We start from the raw sequence: 18592 nt of genomic DNA, 5'->3' as shown, positions 1-18592 counted from the left end.
CGTCATTGCTTGGGCCCGATCAGGCTGTCGTGTCCGGCGGCGAGATGCAGCTCGGCGACCTTGACGCCGTTCGAGATGCCGGAGGGGAAGCGGCTAAAAATCTCCATGTCGTGGCCCGGCAGCATCCGTGCCAGATCGTCACCGGCGACGCGCTTGATGCGTTCGATCTCGTCCAGCATGGTCCACGGATTGCCCTGCATATAGCCGGGTGGCCACATCCGTTCTCCGCAGAAATACGAGTAGCAGACATCGCCCGCGAGCGCGTAATTGCCGGCCGAGGTCGCGACCTCGAGCCACTGGATGCCGAAACTGTGGGTGTCCTTGGCCAGCCGGCAGGTCACGCCGTCGCGCAAGTCGTAGTCGCCGTCGAGCAGCTGGACGCGCCCGGCCTCGATCGCCGCGTCGAGCGCGCGAAAATTATCGGCGTCGAGCGAGGAGAACACCCAGCGGTCCTTGCGCACGCCGCCCTCGCCATAGCGGGTGATGATCCGCTTCCAGCTCTCGTATTCGTAGCGCTGCACATAGATCGTCGCGTTGGGGAAGGCGTCGAGATTGCCGGCGTGGTCGAAATGCAGATGCGTCAGCACCAGCGTATCGATCGCGTCCGGCGCGATGCCGTGCCGCGCCAGGATCTCGTCGCTACGCACGAAGTCCTTGAAGCCGGGGCCGGTCATCGACGCGCCGGAGGCAAAGCCGGTGTCGACCAGCACGCGCTCACCTTGCGCCGATTGCAGCAGCGAGAAGATCATCGGCACCGCGGTGGTGCCCTGATTGCTGGCGACCGGCGTGCCGCGCACGAAGTCGAGCGGCAGCCGGCCTTCGGCGAATTGAAACGTCCAGATACTCCAGTCGGTCATGCCGCGTCCTTATGCGTCGAACAGGCCGGTGTCGTGGACCACACTGCCGCCGAGCAGTGTTGCGACCACGCGCGCCTCCGGGATGCGGTCCTCATCCATCGTCATGATGTCGTCGGACAGGATCGCGAGGTCGGCGAGCTTGCCGGGCTCGATCGAGCCGATGCGATGCTCCCAGAAAGCCGCGTAGGCGGCGTTGTAGGTCGCCAGCCGCAGCGCTTCGTTGCGGGTTATCTTCTGCCGCGGCAACCCGAACACGTGACCGGTGACGCCGCCTTTGCGGGCGAGGCTTTCCCAGAAGGTGAAGATCGGATCGTAAGGCCGGCCATCGGTCGATTGCGAAACCATCACGCCGCCGTCGATCCAGTCGCGCAGCGGCACGGCGTCGCCGGCCATCGCCTCGCCGAAGCACTTCAGATACACGCTGTCGTAGTTCCACAGGAAGTTGACGGTCGTGGTCGCGACTACGCCGAGCCGGCGGCAGACCTCGAGATTGGCGGAGGAGGGGAATTGGCAGTGCTCGATCACCCACCGCTTGCCGGCGATCGGGATCTCGCGGTCGATGGTCTCGAACATCGCCAGCACCTTGTCGATCGCGCCGCCGCCGGCGCACTGCACCTGCACGCGTAGATTGGCACGCGCGGCGCGCCACAGCGCGTCGAGAAACTTGTCGTCCGGCGTGTGCTGGACGCCGCGCCAGGCGTGACCGCGGGCGCCGATATAGGGCTCGCGCATCAGGCAGGCGCCAATCGCGGTGGCACTGTCGAACGAGTAGCCGAGGCCGCCGAACCGCAGCAGGTCGTCGCCGAAGCCGTCGCCGGCGGCGTACAACGCGGTCTCGTCGACGAACTGCTGGCCGCGTTGCGGGTCGGCGAACAGCGGCATCGGCCACGCGATAACGAAGTAAGTCCGCACCGTCAGCTGCTGCCGCTGCCACAGATCGGCGTAGGCCAGTTGCTGCGGCCGCGGAATGCCGTGGCCCTCGTAGATCGCCGTGACGCCGGCGCGGTTGAAGGTGCGCATGCCGGTTTCGACCGCGGCATTCATGTCGGACTGATCCATCGGCGGGATCATTGGAAACAGCGCGCGCGGACCGCGGATTGTGCCGTAGGTGTCCGGCATCAGCTTCGGAAAGTTGTAGTCCCGGAAGATCCCGGTCGGGACGCCGTCGTCGTCCTTGTCGATTTCGATCCCTGCCGGGGTCTCGGTGTTGCCGGTGATGCCCGCGATGCGGATCGCGGCGCTGTCGGCGATCGCGACGCCCGGGGCGATCAGCATCGGCGGCTCGATATAGACGGGATTATTCGGTGCCGCCTTGTCGAGGTCGTGCCGGTCCGGCCAGCGGCCGTCGCGCAGCGCGGCCGGGAAGGCGAAGACCTCGGGCTCGCTCGCCAGCGGATTGCAGATGATCCACTCGCCGGGTTTGCGCTTGGCCACCTCGGCGCGGATCACCGCGAGCACGTCGTCGATCGAGCGGGCGCCATCGAACGAGGGTTTGAGAAAGCGCAGGCCGACGCCGTCCATGTGCGGATGGCCGTCGACGAAACCGGGCACAACGGCGCGGCCGCCGAGATCGATCATGCGAGTCTCCGGAGCAGCCAGCGCCAACAAGTCGCGCGAGGTGCCGACCGCGACGATCGTGTCGCCGCGGATCGCAATCGCCTCGGCCACCGAGTCGTGTGCGTCCACCGTGTAGATGCGGCCGTGATGAAGGATCTTGTCCGGAGCGGTCATGAAGGGCCCACCTTGAACTCGGCGCATCGGGCTGCGCGTTGGTTTATTAAAGCTTGGCGTTCGTCATGAAATCAATAGATTTTATAAAGCTCTTTGGCTATAACCCGGGAAACGTCGTAATCCCGGGGAAACATGACTCAGGCACTGACCCAATCCGCGACCGCTACGCCGCTGCTGTCGAACTTCATTGGCGGGCGCTTCGTCGCGCCGACCGGCCCGACATTCGAGAATCGCAACCCGATCAATGGCGAGCTGGTCAATCTGGTCGCCGAAGCCGACGCTGCGGCGGTCGATCAGGCGGTGGCTGCGGCGCGGCAGGCGTTGAAAGGCCCGTGGGGCAAGACCAGTGAGCAGGAGCGCGCGGCGCTGCTGCGCAAGGTCGCCGACGGCATCATGCGCCGGTTCGACGAGTTTCTCGCGGCCGAAGTCCGCGACACCGGCAAGCCGGCCTCGCTGGCGTCGCATATCGACATTCCGCGCGGCGCCGCCAATTTCAACGTGTTCGCCGATCAGATTCTGACGCTGTCGACCGAGACGTTCCGGATGGCGACGCCGGACGGCAAGGGCGCGCTGAACTACGCGATCCGCGTGCCGCGCGGCGTCATCGCCGTGGTGTGCCCGTGGAATCTGCCGCTGCTGCTGATGACCTGGAAGGTGGCGCCGGCGCTAGCCTGCGGCAACACCGTGGTGGTGAAGCCGTCCGAGGAGACGCCGACCACCGCGACGCTGCTCGGTGAAGTGATGAACGAGGCCGGCATCCCGCCGGGCGTCTACAATGTCGTGCATGGCTTCGGCCCCGGCAGCGCCGGCGAATTCCTTACCCGTCATCCCGGCGTCGACGGCATCACCTTCACCGGCGAGACCGCGACCGGCACCGCGATCATGAAGACCGCGGCCGATCACGTCCGCCCTGTGTCGTTCGAACTCGGCGGCAAGAACGCCGCGGTGGTGTTCGCCGATTGCGATTTCGACAAGGCGATCGAAGGCACGATGCGCTCGGTGTTCGCCAATTGCGGCCAAGTCTGCCTTGGCACCGAGCGGGTCTATGTCGAGCGGCCGATCTTCGACGCCTTCGTCGAGCGGCTGGCGTCTGCCGCGAGCCAACTCAAGTTCGGCGATCCGTTCGACAAGGCGACGACGATCGGTCCGCTGATCAGCCAGGAGCATCGCCGCAAGGTGCTGTCCTACTACGACAAGGCGAAGAGCGAGGGCGCCCGTATCGTGCTCGGCGGCGGCGTGCCGGAGCTAGACGGGGCGTTCAGCGGCGGCTCGTTCGTGCAGCCGACGATCTGGACCGGCCTGCCGGAAAGCTCGGCGGTGATCCGCGAGGAGATATTCGGTCCGTGCTGCCACATCGCGCCGTTCGACAGCGAGGACGAGGCGATCGCGCTCGCCAATGACAGCCCTTACGGCCTCGCCACCGCGATCTGGACCGAGAATTTGACGCGGGCGCACCGCGTCGCGGCGCAGATCGACGTCGGCATCACCTGGGTGAATTCGTGGTTCCTGCGCGACCTGCGGACGCCGTTCGGCGGCTCCAAGCAGTCCGGCATCGGCCGCGAAGGCGGCGTGCACTCGATGGAGTTCTACACAGAGCTCCGCAACGTCTGTATCAAGCTCTGATCAAGAAACGATCCCGGAGAGGAAATCGCATGCTCACCGACGACCAGCGCGCCAAGGCCGCCGACATCCTGCTCGAAGCCGAGCGCACCCGCAAACCGGCGCTGCAGCTGTCCAAGACGTTCCCCGACATCGAGATCGAGGATTCCTACGCGATCCAGAGCGAAGTGACGCGCCGCAAGGTCGCCGAGGGCCGCACCGTGATCGGCCACAAGGTCGGGCTGACCTCCAAGGCGATGCAGCAATCGTCGCAGATCGACGAGCCCGACTACGGCCATCTGCTCGACGACATGATGCTGGCGGACGGCGCCAAGGTGCCGCACGCCAATTACTGCGTGCCGCGCGTCGAGCCCGAACTCGCCTTCGTGCTCGGCAAGCCGCTGAAGGGGCCGGGCATCGGCCTGCTCGACGTGCTGCGCGCCACCGAATACGTCGTGCCGGCGATCGAGATTATCGACGCGCGCGTGCAGAACCCGCGCAAGATCTTCGACACCGTCGCCGACAACGGCGCCGCGGCCGGCATCGTGCTCGGCGGCCGGCCGATCAAGCCGATGGACCTCGACCTGCGCTGGGTCGGCGCGATCTTCTATCGCAACTCGGAGATCGAGGAGACCGGCCTTGCCGCCGGTGTGCTCGGCAATCCGGCGATGGGCATCGCCTGGCTCGCCAACAAGGTCGGCCGCTTCGGCACCGTGCTCGAGCCCGGGCACATCATGCTGTCGGGCTCGTTTACCCGGCCGGTGTGGGCCGACAAGGGCGACACGCTGCACGCCGATTTCGGACCGCTCGGCGCCGTCGCGGTGCAGTTCGTGTGATGGCGATGCAGACGCCGCAGAACGCGTTCAAGCGCCGGCTGCTCGCCGGTGAATTGCAGATCGGCCTGTGGTCGAGCCTGTGCAGCACCATCGCGGCCGAGATCATCGGCGACAGCGGCTTCGACTGGGTGCTGCTCGACACCGAGCACGCGCCCAACGAACCGCCGAATGTGCTGGCGCAGCTGCAGGCGTTCGCCACCGGCACGGCGCAGGTGGTGGTGCGGCCAGCCTGGAACGATCCGGTGATCATCAAGCGGCTGCTCGACATCGGCGCGCAGACGCTGCTAATCCCGTTCGTGCAGAACGCCGAGGAAGCCAAGCGCGCCGTGGCGGCGTGCCGCTATCCGCCGGCCGGCATCCGCGGCATCACCGCCGGCGGCCGCGCCAGCCGGTTCGGCCGCGCGACCAACTATCTGAAGGAAGCCGATCAGCAGGTCTGCGTGCTGGTGCAAACCGAGACCGAAGCCGCGATCGACCGCATCGACGAGATCGCCGCGGTCGACGGCGTCGACGGCGTGTTCGTCGGCCCGTCGGATCTCAGTGCGTCGATGGGCCATATCGGCAATCCGCTGCATCCGGACGTGCAGCGCGTGATCGAGAAAGCCGGCCGGCGGCTCGCCGCCTCCGGCAAGGCCGGCGGCATCCTCACCGGGGTCGAAGCCGACGCGCGGCGCTACATCGAATGGGGCTATCGCTTCGTCGCGGTCGGCACCGATATCGGCCTGCTGGCGAGGCATGCGGACGCGCTCGCCGCAGCATTTCGCAAAGCATGACGGCCGGGCGCCGCCGAATGCTAGCGTCAGCTCAGCAGCGGCGGTGTCGATCAATCAGCCCGGACGCCGGGCCGACGAACAGGAGAGGGTGATGAAACAGCTTCCCGTCATTGAACTTCAGGATATCGCCAAGGAGCTCGCCGACAGCGGCAAGCGCGTCAAGGTGCTGTGGCAGGAGCCGGGCTCGCTCGCCTTCGTCGCCCGCGGCCGCGAGTATCGCAGCGAATTCCACATCAACGGCAGCGACGAAGTGACCTACATGATCAAGGGCACGATGAACCTGCATTACCGAACGCCCGAGGGCAAGGAAGAGATCGCGGTGATCCCGGAAGGCTCGACCAACTGGATGCCGCCGGGCGTGCCGCATTCGCCGCGCTTCCCGCCGGACGCCTTCGCGCTGATCGTCGAACGCCAGCGCCACGAAGGCGAGATCGACCGGTTTCAGTGGTTCTGCCCGAAGTGCGACCACTTCCTGCACGAAGAGACCTTCGTCGTCAGCGACTATCGCGCCGACCCAGTGTCGCAAGCCTACCGCAATTTCTTCGAGGACGAAGACGCGCGCACCTGCAAAAAGTGCGGCAACGTCATGCCGAACGCACTGGCCGAGGCGCCGAAGGCGTAACAGTGCTGCTTCACTCGAACACTTCGGCATAGCACCGTCATGCCCGGCCTTGTGCCGGGCATCCACGCCTTGCTGACGGAAAAGCACAAAAGGCGTGGATGGCCGGGACAAGCCCGGCCATGACGGATGTGGTGAAGTCATTCATTAGTCGCGACGCGTCCGCCCGCGTTCCGCGGCCATCTCCCAGGAGCCCCCCATGCCCAAGACGTTTGTCACCTCGGCCAATGCGCCGACCACCGGCTTCACCGATCTGCAGAAGCCGCCGCCGATCGCGCAGGCGATCCGGTTCGGCAACATGCTGTTCGTATCGGGGCAGGGGCCGCTCGATCCGGCGACCAAGACCGTGGTCGAAGGCGACATCGAGGTGCAGACCCGGCGCACGCTGGACAATCTCCTCAGCGTGCTCGACGCCGGCGGCGCGACGCTCGCCAACGTCGTCAACATGCGGGTGATTCTGCGCGACGTCGCCGACTTCCCGCGCTTCAACGAAGTGTTCCGGACGTATTTCGAAAACGACCGCGTCACCCGCACCTGCGTCGGCGGCACGCCGCACCGCAAGGGCGTCAACGTCGAGATCGACTGCGTGGCGATGTTCGACTGAGGCGACAAGCAGCTCGCGAATTAGAAGGGAGCGCCCTCCGCGGCGCTCCCTTTCTTATTTAACACACCAGAATTTCGTCATGGCCGGACTTGTCCCGGCCATCCACGCCTGTTCTCGCGACGGACTTCGCAAGGCGTGGATGCCCGGGACAAGCCCGGGCATGACGAGGTGCACAGCAAAGCCGGAAATCTCCGTCATTGCGAGGAGCGAAGCGACGAAGCAATCCAGCGCCGTGCACTGGGCTGGATTGCTTCGCTGCGCTCGCAATGACGATGAGCGTGTTACGCCAGCCCCATATAGGCCTGCTGCACCATCGGGTTGACGGCGAGGTCGGCGGTCGGGCCGCTGATGCGGACCTTGCCGGAGTCGACGACGACGCCGCGGCTGGTGAGTTCGAACGCTGTGGCGACGTCCTGTTCGACCAACAGCAGCGACAGCCCGTCGTGCATGATCTGGCGCAGCGCGGCGCCGAGGCTGTCGACCACCTTGGGGGCGAGGCCGAGCGATAATTCGTCGATCATGAGCAGCTTTGGCGCGCTCATGATGCCGCGGGCGATCGCGCACATCTGCTGCTCGCCGCCCGACAGCGTCACAGTCGCCTGGTGGCGGCGCTCCGCCAGAATCGGAAACAGCGTCAGCATGTGGTCGAGGTCGCGCTTGATCTGCGCCTTGTCGCTGCGCAGATAAGCGCCGGTCAACAGATTGTCGACGACGTTCATCGGACCGAACAGCCGTCGCCCTTCCGGCACATGGACGATGCCGCGCGACAGGATCTGCTTGGGCGGCAGATTGGTGATGTCCTCGCCGCGAAATTCGACGCGGCCGGAGCGGGCGCGCAGCAGGCCGGACAGCGTGCGCAGCAGCGTGCTCTTGCCGGCACCGTTGGAGCCGACCAGGCACACGGCTTCGCCTTCGCCGACCTCGAGATCCATGCCCCACAGGATCTGGATGTCTCCATAGCCGGCGACGAGATTGCTGACGCTGAGCAGCGGCTTAGTCATGACGCACCATTTGACGTTCGGCGAAGCGCGAGCCGAGATAGGCTTCGATGACACGGGGATCGCGGATCACATCCGCAGCGGGATCGTCGGCGATCAGTTCGCCGTGATGCAGAACGATGATGCGGCTGCACAGCCCGGTCACCACCTTGAGCAGATGTTCGATGATGACGATCGAAATGCCCCGCGCCGCGATGGCGCGGATCAGGCCGAGCGCCTGCTCGACCTCGGCGGAGTTGAGGCCGGCGTTGACTTCGTCCAGCATCAGGATGTGCGGGTTCATCGCGAGACTCTTGGCGAGCTCGAGCCGCTTGCGATAGGCCAGCGTCAATTGTTCGGCGGGCCGGTCGGCGAAGTCGGCGAGGCCGCAGAAGGCGAGATGCTCCAGCGCGACTTTGCGGGCATCGTCCATCGACTGGATGCCGGCGGCGAACATCGCGCCGGCCATCACGTTCTCGGCCACCGTCATCGCCGGGAACGGTTGCACCACCTGGAACGTCCGGGCGATGCCGCGGGCCGAAATCTGAAACGGCTTGAGCCGCTGGATCGGCTCGCCCTTGTGCAGGATCTCGCCCGAGCTCGCCGGGTGCACGCCGGTGATGATGTTCACCAATGTGCTCTTGCCGGCGCCGTTCGGTCCGATCAGTCCGACGATCTGGCCTGGCTCGAGCGTCAGCGAGACGTTGCGGATGGCGCGAACGCCGCCGAACGAACGGCTGACGTTCTTCAGTTCGAGAAGAGCAGTCATGGGGTCGCCACCTTGCGCCGGAAGCTGGGCACGCCGATCGAGGACAAGCCGGCGGGCAGGAACAGGATCAGCACCACGATCAGCAGGCCGAGCACGCCGGTGTGCAGTTGCAGGAAGTTGCGCCAGACGATTTCGTCGAGCACCAGGAACGCCACCGCACCGATGATCGGGCCGAACACGGTGCCCATGCCGCCGAGCAGCGCCATCAGGATCGGCTTGATCGAGAACAGCACGTCGTACACGTCGCTCGGCTCGATGTAGCCGGTCCACGACGCGTAGATGCCGCCGGCCGCCGCCGCATAGGCGCCGGCCAGCGTGAAGGCGATGATCTTGTAGCGGGTGGTGTCGACGCCGACGATGTTGGCGGCGTCCTCGTTCTGGCGGATGCAATTCAGCGCGAAGCCGAGACGGTTGTGCGCGATCACGTAGGTGGTGGCGAAGGTCGCCGCGACCAGGATGAACATCGCGTAGAAGAAGAACGTCGCCAGCGCGGCCGGCGACCAGCCGAAGAACGGCAGATTGAGCCCCATGCCGCCGCCGGTCAGCCAGGTCCAGCCGTTGGTCAGCTCGCGCAGCACCTCGGCGATCACCAGCGTGGCGATCGCAAAGGCGTGGCCGCGCAACCGCAGCAGCACGTGGCCGAGCGCATAGGCGAACGCCGCGCCGATCACCACGGCGAAGCACCAGGCGATCGGCGCCGGAATGCCGCTCGACTGGATCACGCCCGCCGAATAGGCGCCGAGGCCGAAGAACGCCGCGATGCCAAACAGCGGATAGCCGGCGAAACCGCCGACGAAGTTCCACGCCATCGTCAGCGTGGCGTACATCATGGCGCTGGTCGCCATGCGCAGCAGGTAGTTGTTGCCGAGCAGCGGCATGGCCAGCACCAGCGCGGCCACGATCGCCATGATCAGATAGTGATACTTTTTCATCAGTAACCCCTGACGCCGAGGATGCCGTGCGGACGCGCCAGCAACAGGATGATGAGCACGATGAACGCCAGCGTCAGCGCGTATTCGGGACCGAACAGCACCGCGCCGAAGCTTTCCAGCAGGCCGAAGATCAGCCCGCCGACCGCGGCGCCGGGCACGCTGCCGACGCCGCCGAGCACGCAGATCACGAACGCCTTGCTGAGGAACAGCGGCCCCGACAGCGGCGCCACCGGGAACGAGGCGCTGATCAGCGCGCCTGCGGCGCCGGCGAGCGCGCCGCCCAGCGCAAAGGTGATGGCATAGGTGCGGTTGACATCGATCCCCATCAGCAGCGCGGCCTCGCGATCGAACCGCACCGCGACGATGGCGCGGCCGACCGAGGTGAGCCGCAGCGTCAGCCACAGCAGGAAGATCAGCAGGAACGCGATCACCGCCGAGGCGGCGCGGTCGAGCGGAATGAAGATATCGGCGATCTCGGCGACGCCGAGCGAACTGTCCAGGATGATCTTGCGATAGTCGGCGGTGAACGACGTCAGCATCGCATTGTTCATCATCAGTTCCAGACCGAAGGTCAGGATCAGCGTCACCAGCACCGGGCGGGTGACGACGCGGTTGATGATCAGAAGCTGCGTGACGTAGCCGAGCGCGCCGAGAATCACGGCGGTGGACACCACCGACAGGAACGGGTGGATGCCCAGCGCGGTGTAGGAGAAATACGCGATGTAGAAGCCGAGCACGATGAACGAGCCGTGCAGCAGGTTGATGATGTTGAGCACACCCCACACCAGCGAGAACCCCGCCGCGATACAGGCGTAGAGACCGCCGAGGATCAGTCCGTTGACCAAGTACTGGAAGAATATCATCAGGGTTTACGCCTGTAGGAGCGGGTGGGGGCGGCTCGGCACGGTGCGGCGCTTGCAGAGCGACGCGCGCGTCACTTCTTCTCGAAGCGGATGTCGGCTTGGGCGATCTCCGGCGGATCGACGACCACCGGCTTGCCGCCCTGGATCTGCATGGTCGGCGGCTTCAGCGAGGTGATTTGGCCGGTCGGGCCGAATTTGACGCGGCCGTAGAAGGTCTGCGCGTCCATCGACGCCAGCGCGTCGCGCACCTTGGACTTCTCGACCGTGCCGGCGTTCTGCGTCGCGATCGCCAGCACGACGCCGCAGGCGGCGGCTGCCGCCACCGAGTAGTCGGGGTGGTGATTGTTGTTGGCGGCGCGGAACATCTCGGCGAAGTGCTCGGCGGTGCCGAACACGTCTTCGCCCTTGAACTTGGCGGCGACGTCCCACCACGCGGCGGTGACCACATTCTCGGCGAGTTTGCCGGTGCCGGAGAGGAATTCCGGCGTCGTCGGCCCCACCAGCATCGCGGTGAGCTGCGGCCTGACGCCAAGCTCCTGCATCTGCTTGCGGATCAGGATCATGTCGTTGACGTAGCCGGTGACGTAGAACAGGTCGGGGCGGCTGGAGCGGATCTGCGTCAGCGCCGAGCTGAAGTCCACGGTGCCGACCGGGAATTTCTGATCGGAGACGATCTCAAAGCCCTTCTCCTTGGCGTATTTCTGCAGCTCCTCGGCGATCGCCAGCGGGAACAGATCGTTGCGGGCGAGCACCGCGATGCGCTTGACCGCGGGGTTCTTGGCGGCGAGCAGGTTGATCAGCGGCTCGGTGACCGAATTGTTCGGCGTGTACATGCCGAACAGATATTTGAAGCCCTGATCGTAGACCTGCGCCGACGCCGCCTGCGCGGCAATCATCGGCACGCCGTATTTCTCGGTGATGGCGCTGACCGCCTTGGTGGCGCCCGAGCCGAACGGCGCGAAGATGGCGTCGACCTTGTTTTCGGTGATCATCAGCTCGGCCGATTGCACCGCGCGCGGCGTGGCCGACTGATAGTCGGAATAGACGATCTCGACCTTGTAGCTGTCCGGCCCGGCCTTGACGCCGCCGGCCTCGTTCTGCGTCTTCGCCCACAGATCGTAGCCTGCCTTCATGCGCAGGCCTTCGGGCGCAAGGCCGCCGGTCAGCGGCAGAGGAGCGCCGATCTTGAGGACCTTGTCCTCGGCATGAACCTCCGCGGAGGCACCGGCGAGGCAGAATAGCGCGACGGCGACAGCGCCGCCGACAGTCGTGATGCGTGACATCAGATCCTCCGAGCTTGAACGGGTGTGATTGAATTAGGCGGGGTCGCCATGGACCCAGCGGCCGCCGACCATCGTCGCCTGACAGCGGATATCGAGCAGGCCTTCGGGGGATGCCGAGAGCGGGTTGCCCGACAGCACGGCGATATCGGCGTAGTATCCGGGGAGAAGCGGGCCCTTGCGATCTTCCTCGAAGGTCAGATACGAGCCGTTGACGGTGAGCATGCGCAGCGCGGTGTCGCTGTCGAGCACGCCGCGCGGGCCCATGATCTTGCCGCTGCGACGGTCCTGCCGCGCCAGCATCACCCACATGCAGAACAACGGATCGTTCGGCACCGCGTCGGTCGCGGCGGAGACCGGGACGCCGAGTTCGGCGAGTTCGCGCGCCGGGGACAGAAGGTCGAGCTGCTCGTCGCTCAGATTGGCGAAGGTGTGGCCGACTTTCCAGAGATAATGGGCGGGGATCAGCGTCACCGCGACGCCCATGGCCTTCAGGGACGCGATGTCGCGCGGCGACGCCTTGCTGATGTGTTCGACGACCCAGCGCCGCTGGCCGATCGGATAATGCTGGGCGACGCGTTCGAGGATCGGCACGACTTCGTGCAGCTTGTCGGAGGCCAGCGTGTGCAAGCGGAGATTGTACTTGCCGGCGAGCATGCACAGCTCTTCGAAGTCGGACGGCGAATTGACGCTGGCGAGGCCGCCGCCCCAGCCAAGGTCGCCGATGTCCTTCTTCAAAAGATCCTTGAATTGCGGATTGCCGCCGTAGCCGACGAACACGCCGGAAATCCGCAGCATGTCGTCGCCGAGGCCGCGGCCACGCGCCCACGGCAGCCAGTGCCGCATCGCGTATTCCGCCTCGCTGGTGCCGACCCAGGCGGGGCTGACGACGAGGCCGCTGCGCAGCGTCAGTTCACCGGTCTCGTGCAATTGGCGGAAGGCGCTGATCACGTCGGGCGCGCAGCCGTGACCTTCGTAGACGCTGGTGGTGCCCTTGTCGTGATACATCGCCAGCGACCGCCGCAGGCCCTCGACGCGATCTTCCGGCGTGAAGCGCGGCACTGCCGGCAGTAGGTCCGGCTCCGCCATCCGCGTGTAGTTGCGTTCGACGATGATCCCGGTCGGCTCGCCGGCATGGTCGTGGAGGATCTCGACGCCGTCGACCTTGGGCTTGGTCGCGCGATCGATGCCGTTGAGCTTCAGCGCCAGGCTGTTCAGCACCGTGAAGCACGGCGGCTCGCCCCAATAGCCGCTGGGGCTTGCGATGCACACTGGATTGTCGGGGGCCGCCTCGTCGAGATCGTGCCGGGTCGGCAGCCGCCCGTCGGACAGGAAGCTGTCGGCATTCCAATAGAACGGCGGCTCGCCGATCGGCATGGTCACGATCCATTCGCCCGGCTTCTTGCCGGACGCGATCTCGCGGATGCGCTGCTGGACGTCGGCGATCGACCGCGCGTCCTCCAGCGTCGAGCGGATGGTCTTCAGTCCCAGACTGTCGGAATGCGCGTGGCTGTCGTTGAAGCCGGGGATCAGCGTGCTGGTCTTGAAGTCGTGGACCCAGGTCGAAGGACCGCGCAACGCGGCCATGGCATCGCGGCTGCCGGTCTGCAGGATCTTGCCGTCCGCGATGGCGATCGCCTCGGCGGTGCTGCCGGGGCGGTCGAGCACCAGGACGTTGCCCATCAGGATCGTGTCGGCTGTCTGCACCCCGGCCTCCCTTCATTATAAATATGTCAGAATTTTATGTAGCATAACATGTGTTGTCAAATAGCGCGTAATATATTGCTGCGCATATGTTGGTCGCCGGGTGATGAAACGGCGAGCGCTACGCGGTCAGCCTTGCGCGTAGTAGCGCGCCAGGCCCTGTTGAAAGCGGGTGAGCAGCGGCCGCAGCGCAGCAATCTCGCCGGCCGCTGTGTCGAGCTGAGTGAAAAGCGCCTGTTGCTGCGCTGTCTCATCGAGTCCAAGCACCCGGCCGTCGCGCACGATCTGCCGGCCGCCCGCATAGACCGCGGCGATATGCGAGGCGCGGGCGCGGGCGAACAGCGTGGTGAAAGGATCGTCGAGAGATTCCGGAATGTCGAAAGCGAGCGCCGCGTAGTCGAGCACGATAAAATCAGCTGGCGCGCCTGCAGCGAGCTGTCCGGCTCCCCGCTCGCCGCAGACCGCACAGGCGCCGTTGCGGCAGCCGGCATCCAGCACATCCGTCCGGCCAATGGGAGCGTCGAAGCCGACGCTGCCGTTGAGCAGCGCGGACAGCCGCAGTTCGCGCAGCATATCGTCGTCGTCGTCGAGCCCGAGGGAATCGAGGCCGATGGCAAAGCGCAGCCCTGCAGCTTTCATCATCTCCAGCGATGCGACGCCCGACTTCAGCCGCAGGTTCGAGCTGGGATTGACCGACACGGTGGCACCGGCGCGGCCGAGCATGCCGGCTTCGTCGGGCCGCAGCCAGACGCCGTGCGCCAGCGTCAGCCGGTCGGACAACAGGCCGAGCGTCTCGAGCCGCCGCACCGGGCCTTCCGGATATTCGCGGTCGGCCCAACGTCGCTGATACTTGCTCTCGAGCAGATGCATGTGAATGCGGCGGCCCGAAGCGTCGGCTTCGCGTGCGACCTCGGCCAGCAACGCATCGCTGCACCATTCCATCCCGACTGGGCCGTATTGCACGGAGAAACCATCGCTTTCGCAGGCGCGCGCGATGTCCTCGACCGTAGCTAATTGCTCGCTGATGGCGGGGATCGGCCGCAGCCATCGCGCCCTGATCACCTCGACATCGTCTGCGGGCATGTGGGCCAGGATCGCGTCGTCCGGCCCGTAGCCGAGCCGGTGGCGATCGCGCAGCGGCACCACGAAACCGACGCGCACACCGACATCGCGCGCGGCCCGGGCGACATCGGCCGCGGCCGCGCGGAGCGTCGCCGGGTCGGACGATAAATGGCAATGTACCACCGAGGTGATGCCGGCTTTGGCCATCCGCGCGAACGCCAGCGCAGCGACCAGATACGGATCGAGCCGCGGCAGCGTGTAAGTGGCCGGCACCCATGCCTCCACCGCAGCGTCGAAGGCGCCGTAAGCCGTCGTCTTGTCGCCGCGGCCGTGGTCGTGCGCGTTGGCGAGCGCCGGCATGATCAGCGTATCGGGAAAGTCAGTCGGGCTGCCGCCCGGTTCGGCATCGATTGCGGTGATCGCACCGTGCGCGAAGCTGAGGATGGCGTTGCGCGTGATCTGCGGCGAGCCTGGCTGCTGCAGCAGACGCCGCGTGCGGATCGTCTCAACGTCCGCGCTGCGCGCCGGCATTAGTGATTGTCCTCGTTCCAGTTCACCGCGAAGCCGTCGCGGCGGCGCTCGATCGTGCAGCCCGTCCCGGGCACGAAATGCGTCGGCAGCAGCAGCGTCCGCTGCTCTGCGCAGCTTTCGAGCAGCGCCAGCCGGGTGCGCACGCCGAGCTGCGGGTCGTCGTCGAGGCTGGTGCCCCAGCGCGGGTAGTAGATCTGCAGCGGCACGTGCATCACGTCGCCGGAAAACAGCGCATGCTGATCTTTCGAGCGCAGCCGGATCGAGACATGCGACAGCGTGTGGCCGGGCGACGGTTCGACGGTGAAGGTGTCGTCGAGCGTGTAGCCGTCGTCGACCGCCAGCGACTGCCCGGCTTGGATCACGGGCAGGATCGAATCCTCCCAAGTGAATTTATTCTGGGCCGAAGCGACGTGCTGTGCGCTGGATGGGTTCCACCGCGCCAGCTCGTCGCGATGCGCGATGTATTTGGCGTTGGGAAATGTCGGCCGCCAGCGGCCGTCGCCCAGCACGGTGTTCCAGCCGACGTGGTCGGCGTGCAGATGCGTGCACATCACGAAGTCGACTTGCTCGGGGCTGACGCCGGCGGCGGAAAGACGCGCCAGCCAATCGTGATCGCGCTGGTGGAAGCGCGGGAAATACGGGCGGTTCTTGTGATTGCCGCCACAGCAATCGATCAGCACGGTGTGGCGCGGCGTCTTCACCAGATAGGAGCGCACCGAGGTCCGAAATTTGCCGGCCGCCACGTCATAATGGCGCGGCGTCATCCACGGCAGATGTTCGTCGATCGCCTCCTGCGTGCATTCCGGCAGCAGATGCTGCGGCACGAAGCTCGGCTGCACGCTTTCCTCGATATCGACGATCGTGGTGTCTCCGACGTGCAGCATCGATTGCAACTCCGCGATCAGTTCAGGGAAGGGGCGGCGCGCTGGCGCAGACGGCCGATTGTCTCGACGCCTTCGCGGCGGATCAGCCCTTCATTCGGGTCGAGCAGCACGCCATTGCGCTTGCGCACGCGGCTGTCGATGCACACCATGTCGACCTCATCGGCGCTGATTGGTTCGTTGCCGCGCTCGCGCCAGGGCTGATGGCCGCGGATCAGGATCAGGTCGGCACGCTTGCCGGGGGACAGCGAGCCGATCCACGGCTCCATGCCGAGCGCCGCGGCATCGTGCCCAGGAGATGACGGCGGCTCCGCCTCCGCGCTGTGCTCACCAGTGGCCGCCAACATGGCGAATTCTGGAAACTCGGGCACCGCGCCGGCTGCCGCAGCGAAGCCGAGTTCGACCAGATGCTCTTGCGGCGCCGTGAACCACGTCGCCTGCAATTCGCGGAGCGCGCGTTCCGCCAGCGACGGCGGCGCGCTGAACAGGCCGCGCAGGCCGGAATCGATCAGCGCCAGCAGCGCAGTCTCCGCGTGCGCGCCTGCGATATCGACGGCGCAATGATGGATGCTGGTGACGCCGGCCGCCATCTGCTCGAGCAGAGCAAGCCGCAGCACGCGATAGAGATCGCGCGCGTCCGTTATCGCGGCGACGCCGACCGTTTCGGTCCATGGATGCCGATGCGCGGCGATCAGGCCGGGCAGTGCGGTGAGGCCGCTGCCGTCGATCTCGTCTGGTGCCGTTGCGGCCAGGCGGCCGAGATGCACGATCTCGCCGTCGCGGATGTGGATGTCGGTGGCGGCGATCTCGCCAAGATGCGGATCGAGCGTCACGGCTCGCACGTTGCGAATGACGAGGTCGGTGCGCTCGGGGTGGCTCGCGGGCGCGGCCGAATAGGTCTTGCGCCGGTCGTAGCCGGCGCGGCGCCGCATCGCGTTGGCGATATCCATCACCGGCGGGGCCAGACCCTCGGCCTTGAAGCCGGACGGCGCCGGGCTGCAGCACAGACAGAACATCCGAAGACGGTCCTCAGTTCGGGCGCGGTGCTTGTTCCAACTCTGCGACCCGCTCTGTCATGCCGTAGAACGTTTGACATTGCAAATAGCGTCATACAATCTTGAACGTAAAATAAATTCACGACAATTCCGAAAATCGTGTCAGATCAGGAATGCCAGACATGAGACCGACGACGCTCGCCGTTCTGCTCTCGACCGTGGTGCTGGCCTGCACCGCCGCGCACGCCGAGATCCCCGGCAACCTGGTCAAGATCGGCGTACTGAGCGACTTCTCCGGTCCGTTTGCCGATCAGGCCGGCAAGGGCTCGTTCATCGCCGCGCAGATGGCAGCCGAAGACTTCGCCAAGGAGTCGAAAGGGCTGAAGGCTGAGATCGTGTTCGCCGATCACCAGAACAAGCCGGATATCGGCGCCGCGATCGCACGGCGCTGGGTTGAGCAGGACAACGTCGCGGCGGTGGTCGATCTGCCGAATTCCGGCGTCGCGCTCGCCGTCAACACGGTGATGAAAGACAAGAACCGAACAATGATGGCGTCGGGATCGGCGACCTCGGACCTCACCGGCAAGTTCTGCCAGCCAACCACGGTGCAGTGGGCGCTCGACACCTGGGCGCTCGGCAACGCCATGGGCCGCGCCATCACCGAGCGCGGCGGCAAGTCGTGGTACTTCGTCAGCTTCGACTACGCGCTCGGCAAGGCGTTGCAGCGCGACACCACGGAAGCGGTGGAGAAGCAGGGCGGCAAGGTGCTTGGCTCGGTGTCGCACCCGCTCGGCACCAGCGACTTCAGCTCGTATCTGCTGCAGGCGCAGGCCTCGGGCGCCGACGTGATCGCGCTCGGCGACACCGGCGCCGACGCCATCAATGCCATCAAGCAGGTCTCCGAGTTCAACATCCTCGGCGGCGGCAAGACGCTGGCGGCGCTGTTTATGCAGGTCGCCGACATCGACGCGCTCGGCCTGAAGGCGGCGCAGGGGCTGCTGCTGAGCGAGCCGTTCTATTGGGACCTCGACGATCGCACCCGCGCATTCTCCAAGCGCTTCGCCGAACGGATGGGCGGCCGGGTGCCGACCATCAACCACGCCGCCAGCTATTCGGCGACGCTGGCTTATCTGCGCGCGGTCGAGGCGGCACAGACCATCGAGGGCGACAAGGTGGTGCAGCAGCTGCAGTCCGCGGAGATCGACGATCCGCTGTTCGGCCCGGTGACGGTGCGCAAAGACGGCCGCGCGGTGCATACGATGTTCGTGTTCGAGGTCAAGAAGCCCGAGGAATCCAAGGGCAAGTACGACTACTACAAGCTGGTCCAAACCATCCCCGCCGACAAGGCCTTCCGTCCCATCACCGACGGCGGATGCCCGCTGGTGAAGTAGTTCTTTGCCACAATTTCGGGATTCCGGGTTCGCTCGCAAGAGCGAGCGCCCCGGAATGACGGGGTTGGGGCGGGACAGTGGTGGCCGCGGTTTTCGTTGGCCCCACCCACCGTCATGTATGGACGGCCCCCTCTCGGCAAGAGCATTTTGGTGTTTCGGCAAATGAATCGGGGTGCGGTCATGTATAC

The 18592-nt window shown here is 65.9% G+C and carries 17 protein-coding genes; 6 read left to right on the top strand and 11 right to left on the bottom strand.

Translation table 11 applies throughout. The annotated features are described in order from the left end of the window. Positions 1 to 2: 2 nt before the first annotated feature. Together D4Q52_RS20520 and D4Q52_RS20515 are read right to left on the bottom strand one after the other, a co-directional pair. Positions 3 to 857 (bottom strand): N-acyl homoserine lactonase family protein, encoded by an 855-nt coding sequence (locus D4Q52_RS20520; protein WP_119858436.1) that lies wholly within the window; start codon positions 855 to 857, stop codon positions 3 to 5. 9 nt (positions 858 to 866) lie between these two features. Next, on the bottom strand, positions 867 to 2588 hold the full coding sequence (locus D4Q52_RS20515; RefSeq protein ID WP_182915384.1) for an amidohydrolase: 1722 nt from the start codon (positions 2586 to 2588) through the stop codon (positions 867 to 869). A 132-nt stretch (positions 2589 to 2720) separates the two neighbouring features. Between D4Q52_RS20515 and D4Q52_RS20510 the strand changes: the two genes are divergently transcribed. From D4Q52_RS20510 to D4Q52_RS20490, 5 genes are all read left to right on the top strand, one after another. After that, on the top strand, positions 2721 to 4211 hold the full coding sequence (locus D4Q52_RS20510) for a 2-hydroxymuconic semialdehyde dehydrogenase (RefSeq protein WP_119858434.1): 1491 nt from the start codon (positions 2721 to 2723) through the stop codon (positions 4209 to 4211). 29 nt (positions 4212 to 4240) lie between these two features. After that, positions 4241 to 5023 carry a 2-oxo-hept-4-ene-1,7-dioate hydratase gene (hpaH, locus tag D4Q52_RS20505; protein WP_119858433.1) on the top strand — a complete coding sequence of 261 codons (783 nt, stop codon included), beginning with the start codon at positions 4241 to 4243 and terminating at the stop codon, positions 5021 to 5023. Positions 5024 to 5028: 5 nt separating this feature from the next. Beyond that, positions 5029 to 5796, top strand: a complete 768-nt coding sequence (locus tag D4Q52_RS20500) for an HpcH/HpaI aldolase family protein (RefSeq protein ID WP_119858495.1) — start codon at positions 5029 to 5031, stop codon at positions 5794 to 5796. Between the two features lie 91 nt (positions 5797 to 5887). Further along, positions 5888 to 6418, top strand: a complete 531-nt coding sequence (locus D4Q52_RS20495; protein WP_119858432.1) for a 3-hydroxyanthranilate 3,4-dioxygenase — start codon at positions 5888 to 5890, stop codon at positions 6416 to 6418. 196 nt (positions 6419 to 6614) lie between these two features. After that, entirely contained in the window at positions 6615 to 7019 is a 405-nt protein-coding gene (locus D4Q52_RS20490) for a RidA family protein (protein WP_119858431.1), read from the top strand. A 281-nt stretch (positions 7020 to 7300) separates the two neighbouring features. Here D4Q52_RS20490 and D4Q52_RS20485 read toward each other — a convergent pair whose 3' ends face one another. From D4Q52_RS20485 to D4Q52_RS20445, 9 genes are all read right to left on the bottom strand, one after another. Further along, positions 7301 to 8020: an ABC transporter ATP-binding protein gene (locus D4Q52_RS20485; protein ID WP_119858430.1), complete on the bottom strand. Its 720-nt coding sequence runs from the start codon at positions 8018 to 8020 to the stop codon at positions 7301 to 7303. Beyond that, positions 8013 to 8765, bottom strand: coding sequence for an ABC transporter ATP-binding protein (locus tag D4Q52_RS20480; protein ID WP_119858429.1), 753 nt, complete (start codon positions 8763 to 8765; stop codon positions 8013 to 8015). The genes D4Q52_RS20485 and D4Q52_RS20480 overlap by 8 nt, the downstream gene beginning before the upstream one ends. Further along, positions 8762 to 9697, bottom strand: coding sequence for a branched-chain amino acid ABC transporter permease (locus D4Q52_RS20475; RefSeq protein WP_119858428.1), 936 nt, complete (start codon positions 9695 to 9697; stop codon positions 8762 to 8764). The genes D4Q52_RS20480 and D4Q52_RS20475 overlap by 4 nt, the downstream gene beginning before the upstream one ends. Further along, the gene (locus D4Q52_RS20470; RefSeq protein ID WP_119858427.1) at positions 9697 to 10560 is read right to left on the bottom strand and encodes a branched-chain amino acid ABC transporter permease; all 864 of its coding nucleotides are present in this window, start codon (positions 10558 to 10560) and stop codon (positions 9697 to 9699) included. Before D4Q52_RS20470 ends, D4Q52_RS20475 begins: the two co-directional genes overlap by 1 nt. 71 nt (positions 10561 to 10631) lie before the next feature. After that, positions 10632 to 11843, bottom strand: a complete 1212-nt coding sequence (locus tag D4Q52_RS20465; RefSeq protein WP_119858426.1) for an amino acid ABC transporter substrate-binding protein — start codon at positions 11841 to 11843, stop codon at positions 10632 to 10634. 33 nt (positions 11844 to 11876) lie between these two features. After that, complete coding sequence (locus D4Q52_RS20460; protein WP_119858425.1) at positions 11877 to 13547, bottom strand: amidohydrolase; 1671 nt, start codon at positions 13545 to 13547, stop codon at positions 11877 to 11879. 126 nt (positions 13548 to 13673) lie between these two features. Beyond that, positions 13674 to 15137 (bottom strand): amidohydrolase family protein, encoded by a 1464-nt coding sequence (locus D4Q52_RS20455; protein ID WP_119858424.1) that lies wholly within the window; start codon positions 15135 to 15137, stop codon positions 13674 to 13676. Then, the gene (locus D4Q52_RS20450; RefSeq protein WP_119858423.1) at positions 15137 to 16021 is read right to left on the bottom strand and encodes an MBL fold metallo-hydrolase; all 885 of its coding nucleotides are present in this window, start codon (positions 16019 to 16021) and stop codon (positions 15137 to 15139) included. The genes D4Q52_RS20455 and D4Q52_RS20450 overlap by 1 nt, the downstream gene beginning before the upstream one ends. 17 nt (positions 16022 to 16038) lie before the next feature. Then, positions 16039 to 17034: a hypothetical protein gene (locus tag D4Q52_RS20445; RefSeq protein WP_119858422.1), complete on the bottom strand. Its 996-nt coding sequence runs from the start codon at positions 17032 to 17034 to the stop codon at positions 16039 to 16041. A 161-nt stretch (positions 17035 to 17195) separates the two neighbouring features. Here D4Q52_RS20445 and D4Q52_RS20440 point away from each other — a divergent pair, with 161 nt between their 5' ends. Next, positions 17196 to 18404 (top strand): ABC transporter substrate-binding protein, encoded by a 1209-nt coding sequence (locus D4Q52_RS20440; protein WP_119858421.1) that lies wholly within the window; start codon positions 17196 to 17198, stop codon positions 18402 to 18404. The last annotated feature ends 188 nt before the right edge of the window (positions 18405 to 18592 follow it).

Source organism: Rhodopseudomonas palustris (genome assembly GCF_003591005.1).
GTDB classification, from domain to species: Bacteria; Pseudomonadota; Alphaproteobacteria; order Rhizobiales; family Xanthobacteraceae; genus Rhodopseudomonas; species Rhodopseudomonas palustris_K.
This window is presented reverse-complemented; position numbering and strand designations above follow the sequence as displayed.

Excerpts from the sequence above, each read along its gene's own strand:
- D4Q52_RS20520 (WP_119858436.1), bottom strand. The coding sequence starts at position 857 with ATGACCGACTGGAGTATCTGGACGTTTCAATTCGCCGAAGGCCGGCTG.
- D4Q52_RS20445 (WP_119858422.1), bottom strand. The coding sequence starts at position 17,034 with ATGTTCTGTCTGTGCTGCAGCCCGGCGCCGTCCGGCTTCAAGGCCGAG.
- D4Q52_RS20450 (WP_119858423.1), bottom strand. The coding sequence starts at position 16,021 with ATGCTGCACGTCGGAGACACCACGATCGTCGATATCGAGGAAAGCGTG.
- D4Q52_RS20465 (WP_119858426.1), bottom strand. The coding sequence starts at position 11,843 with ATGTCACGCATCACGACTGTCGGCGGCGCTGTCGCCGTCGCGCTATTC.
- hpaH (WP_119858433.1), top strand. The coding sequence starts at position 4,241 with ATGCTCACCGACGACCAGCGCGCCAAGGCCGCCGACATCCTGCTCGAA.
- D4Q52_RS20455 (WP_119858424.1), bottom strand. The coding sequence starts at position 15,137 with ATGCCGGCGCGCAGCGCGGACGTTGAGACGATCCGCACGCGGCGTCTG.
- D4Q52_RS20510 (WP_119858434.1), top strand. The coding sequence starts at position 2,721 with ATGACTCAGGCACTGACCCAATCCGCGACCGCTACGCCGCTGCTGTCG.
- D4Q52_RS20485 (WP_119858430.1), bottom strand. The coding sequence starts at position 8,020 with ATGACTAAGCCGCTGCTCAGCGTCAGCAATCTCGTCGCCGGCTATGGA.
- D4Q52_RS20475 (WP_119858428.1), bottom strand. The coding sequence starts at position 9,697 with ATGAAAAAGTATCACTATCTGATCATGGCGATCGTGGCCGCGCTGGTG.
- D4Q52_RS20440 (WP_119858421.1), top strand. The coding sequence starts at position 17,196 with ATGAGACCGACGACGCTCGCCGTTCTGCTCTCGACCGTGGTGCTGGCC.
- D4Q52_RS20495 (WP_119858432.1), top strand. The coding sequence starts at position 5,888 with ATGAAACAGCTTCCCGTCATTGAACTTCAGGATATCGCCAAGGAGCTC.
- D4Q52_RS20515 (WP_182915384.1), bottom strand. The coding sequence starts at position 2,588 with ATGACCGCTCCGGACAAGATCCTTCATCACGGCCGCATCTACACGGTG.
- D4Q52_RS20490 (WP_119858431.1), top strand. The coding sequence starts at position 6,615 with ATGCCCAAGACGTTTGTCACCTCGGCCAATGCGCCGACCACCGGCTTC.
- D4Q52_RS20480 (WP_119858429.1), bottom strand. The coding sequence starts at position 8,765 with ATGACTGCTCTTCTCGAACTGAAGAACGTCAGCCGTTCGTTCGGCGGC.
- D4Q52_RS20500 (WP_119858495.1), top strand. The coding sequence starts at position 5,029 with ATGCAGACGCCGCAGAACGCGTTCAAGCGCCGGCTGCTCGCCGGTGAA.
- D4Q52_RS20470 (WP_119858427.1), bottom strand. The coding sequence starts at position 10,560 with ATGATATTCTTCCAGTACTTGGTCAACGGACTGATCCTCGGCGGTCTC.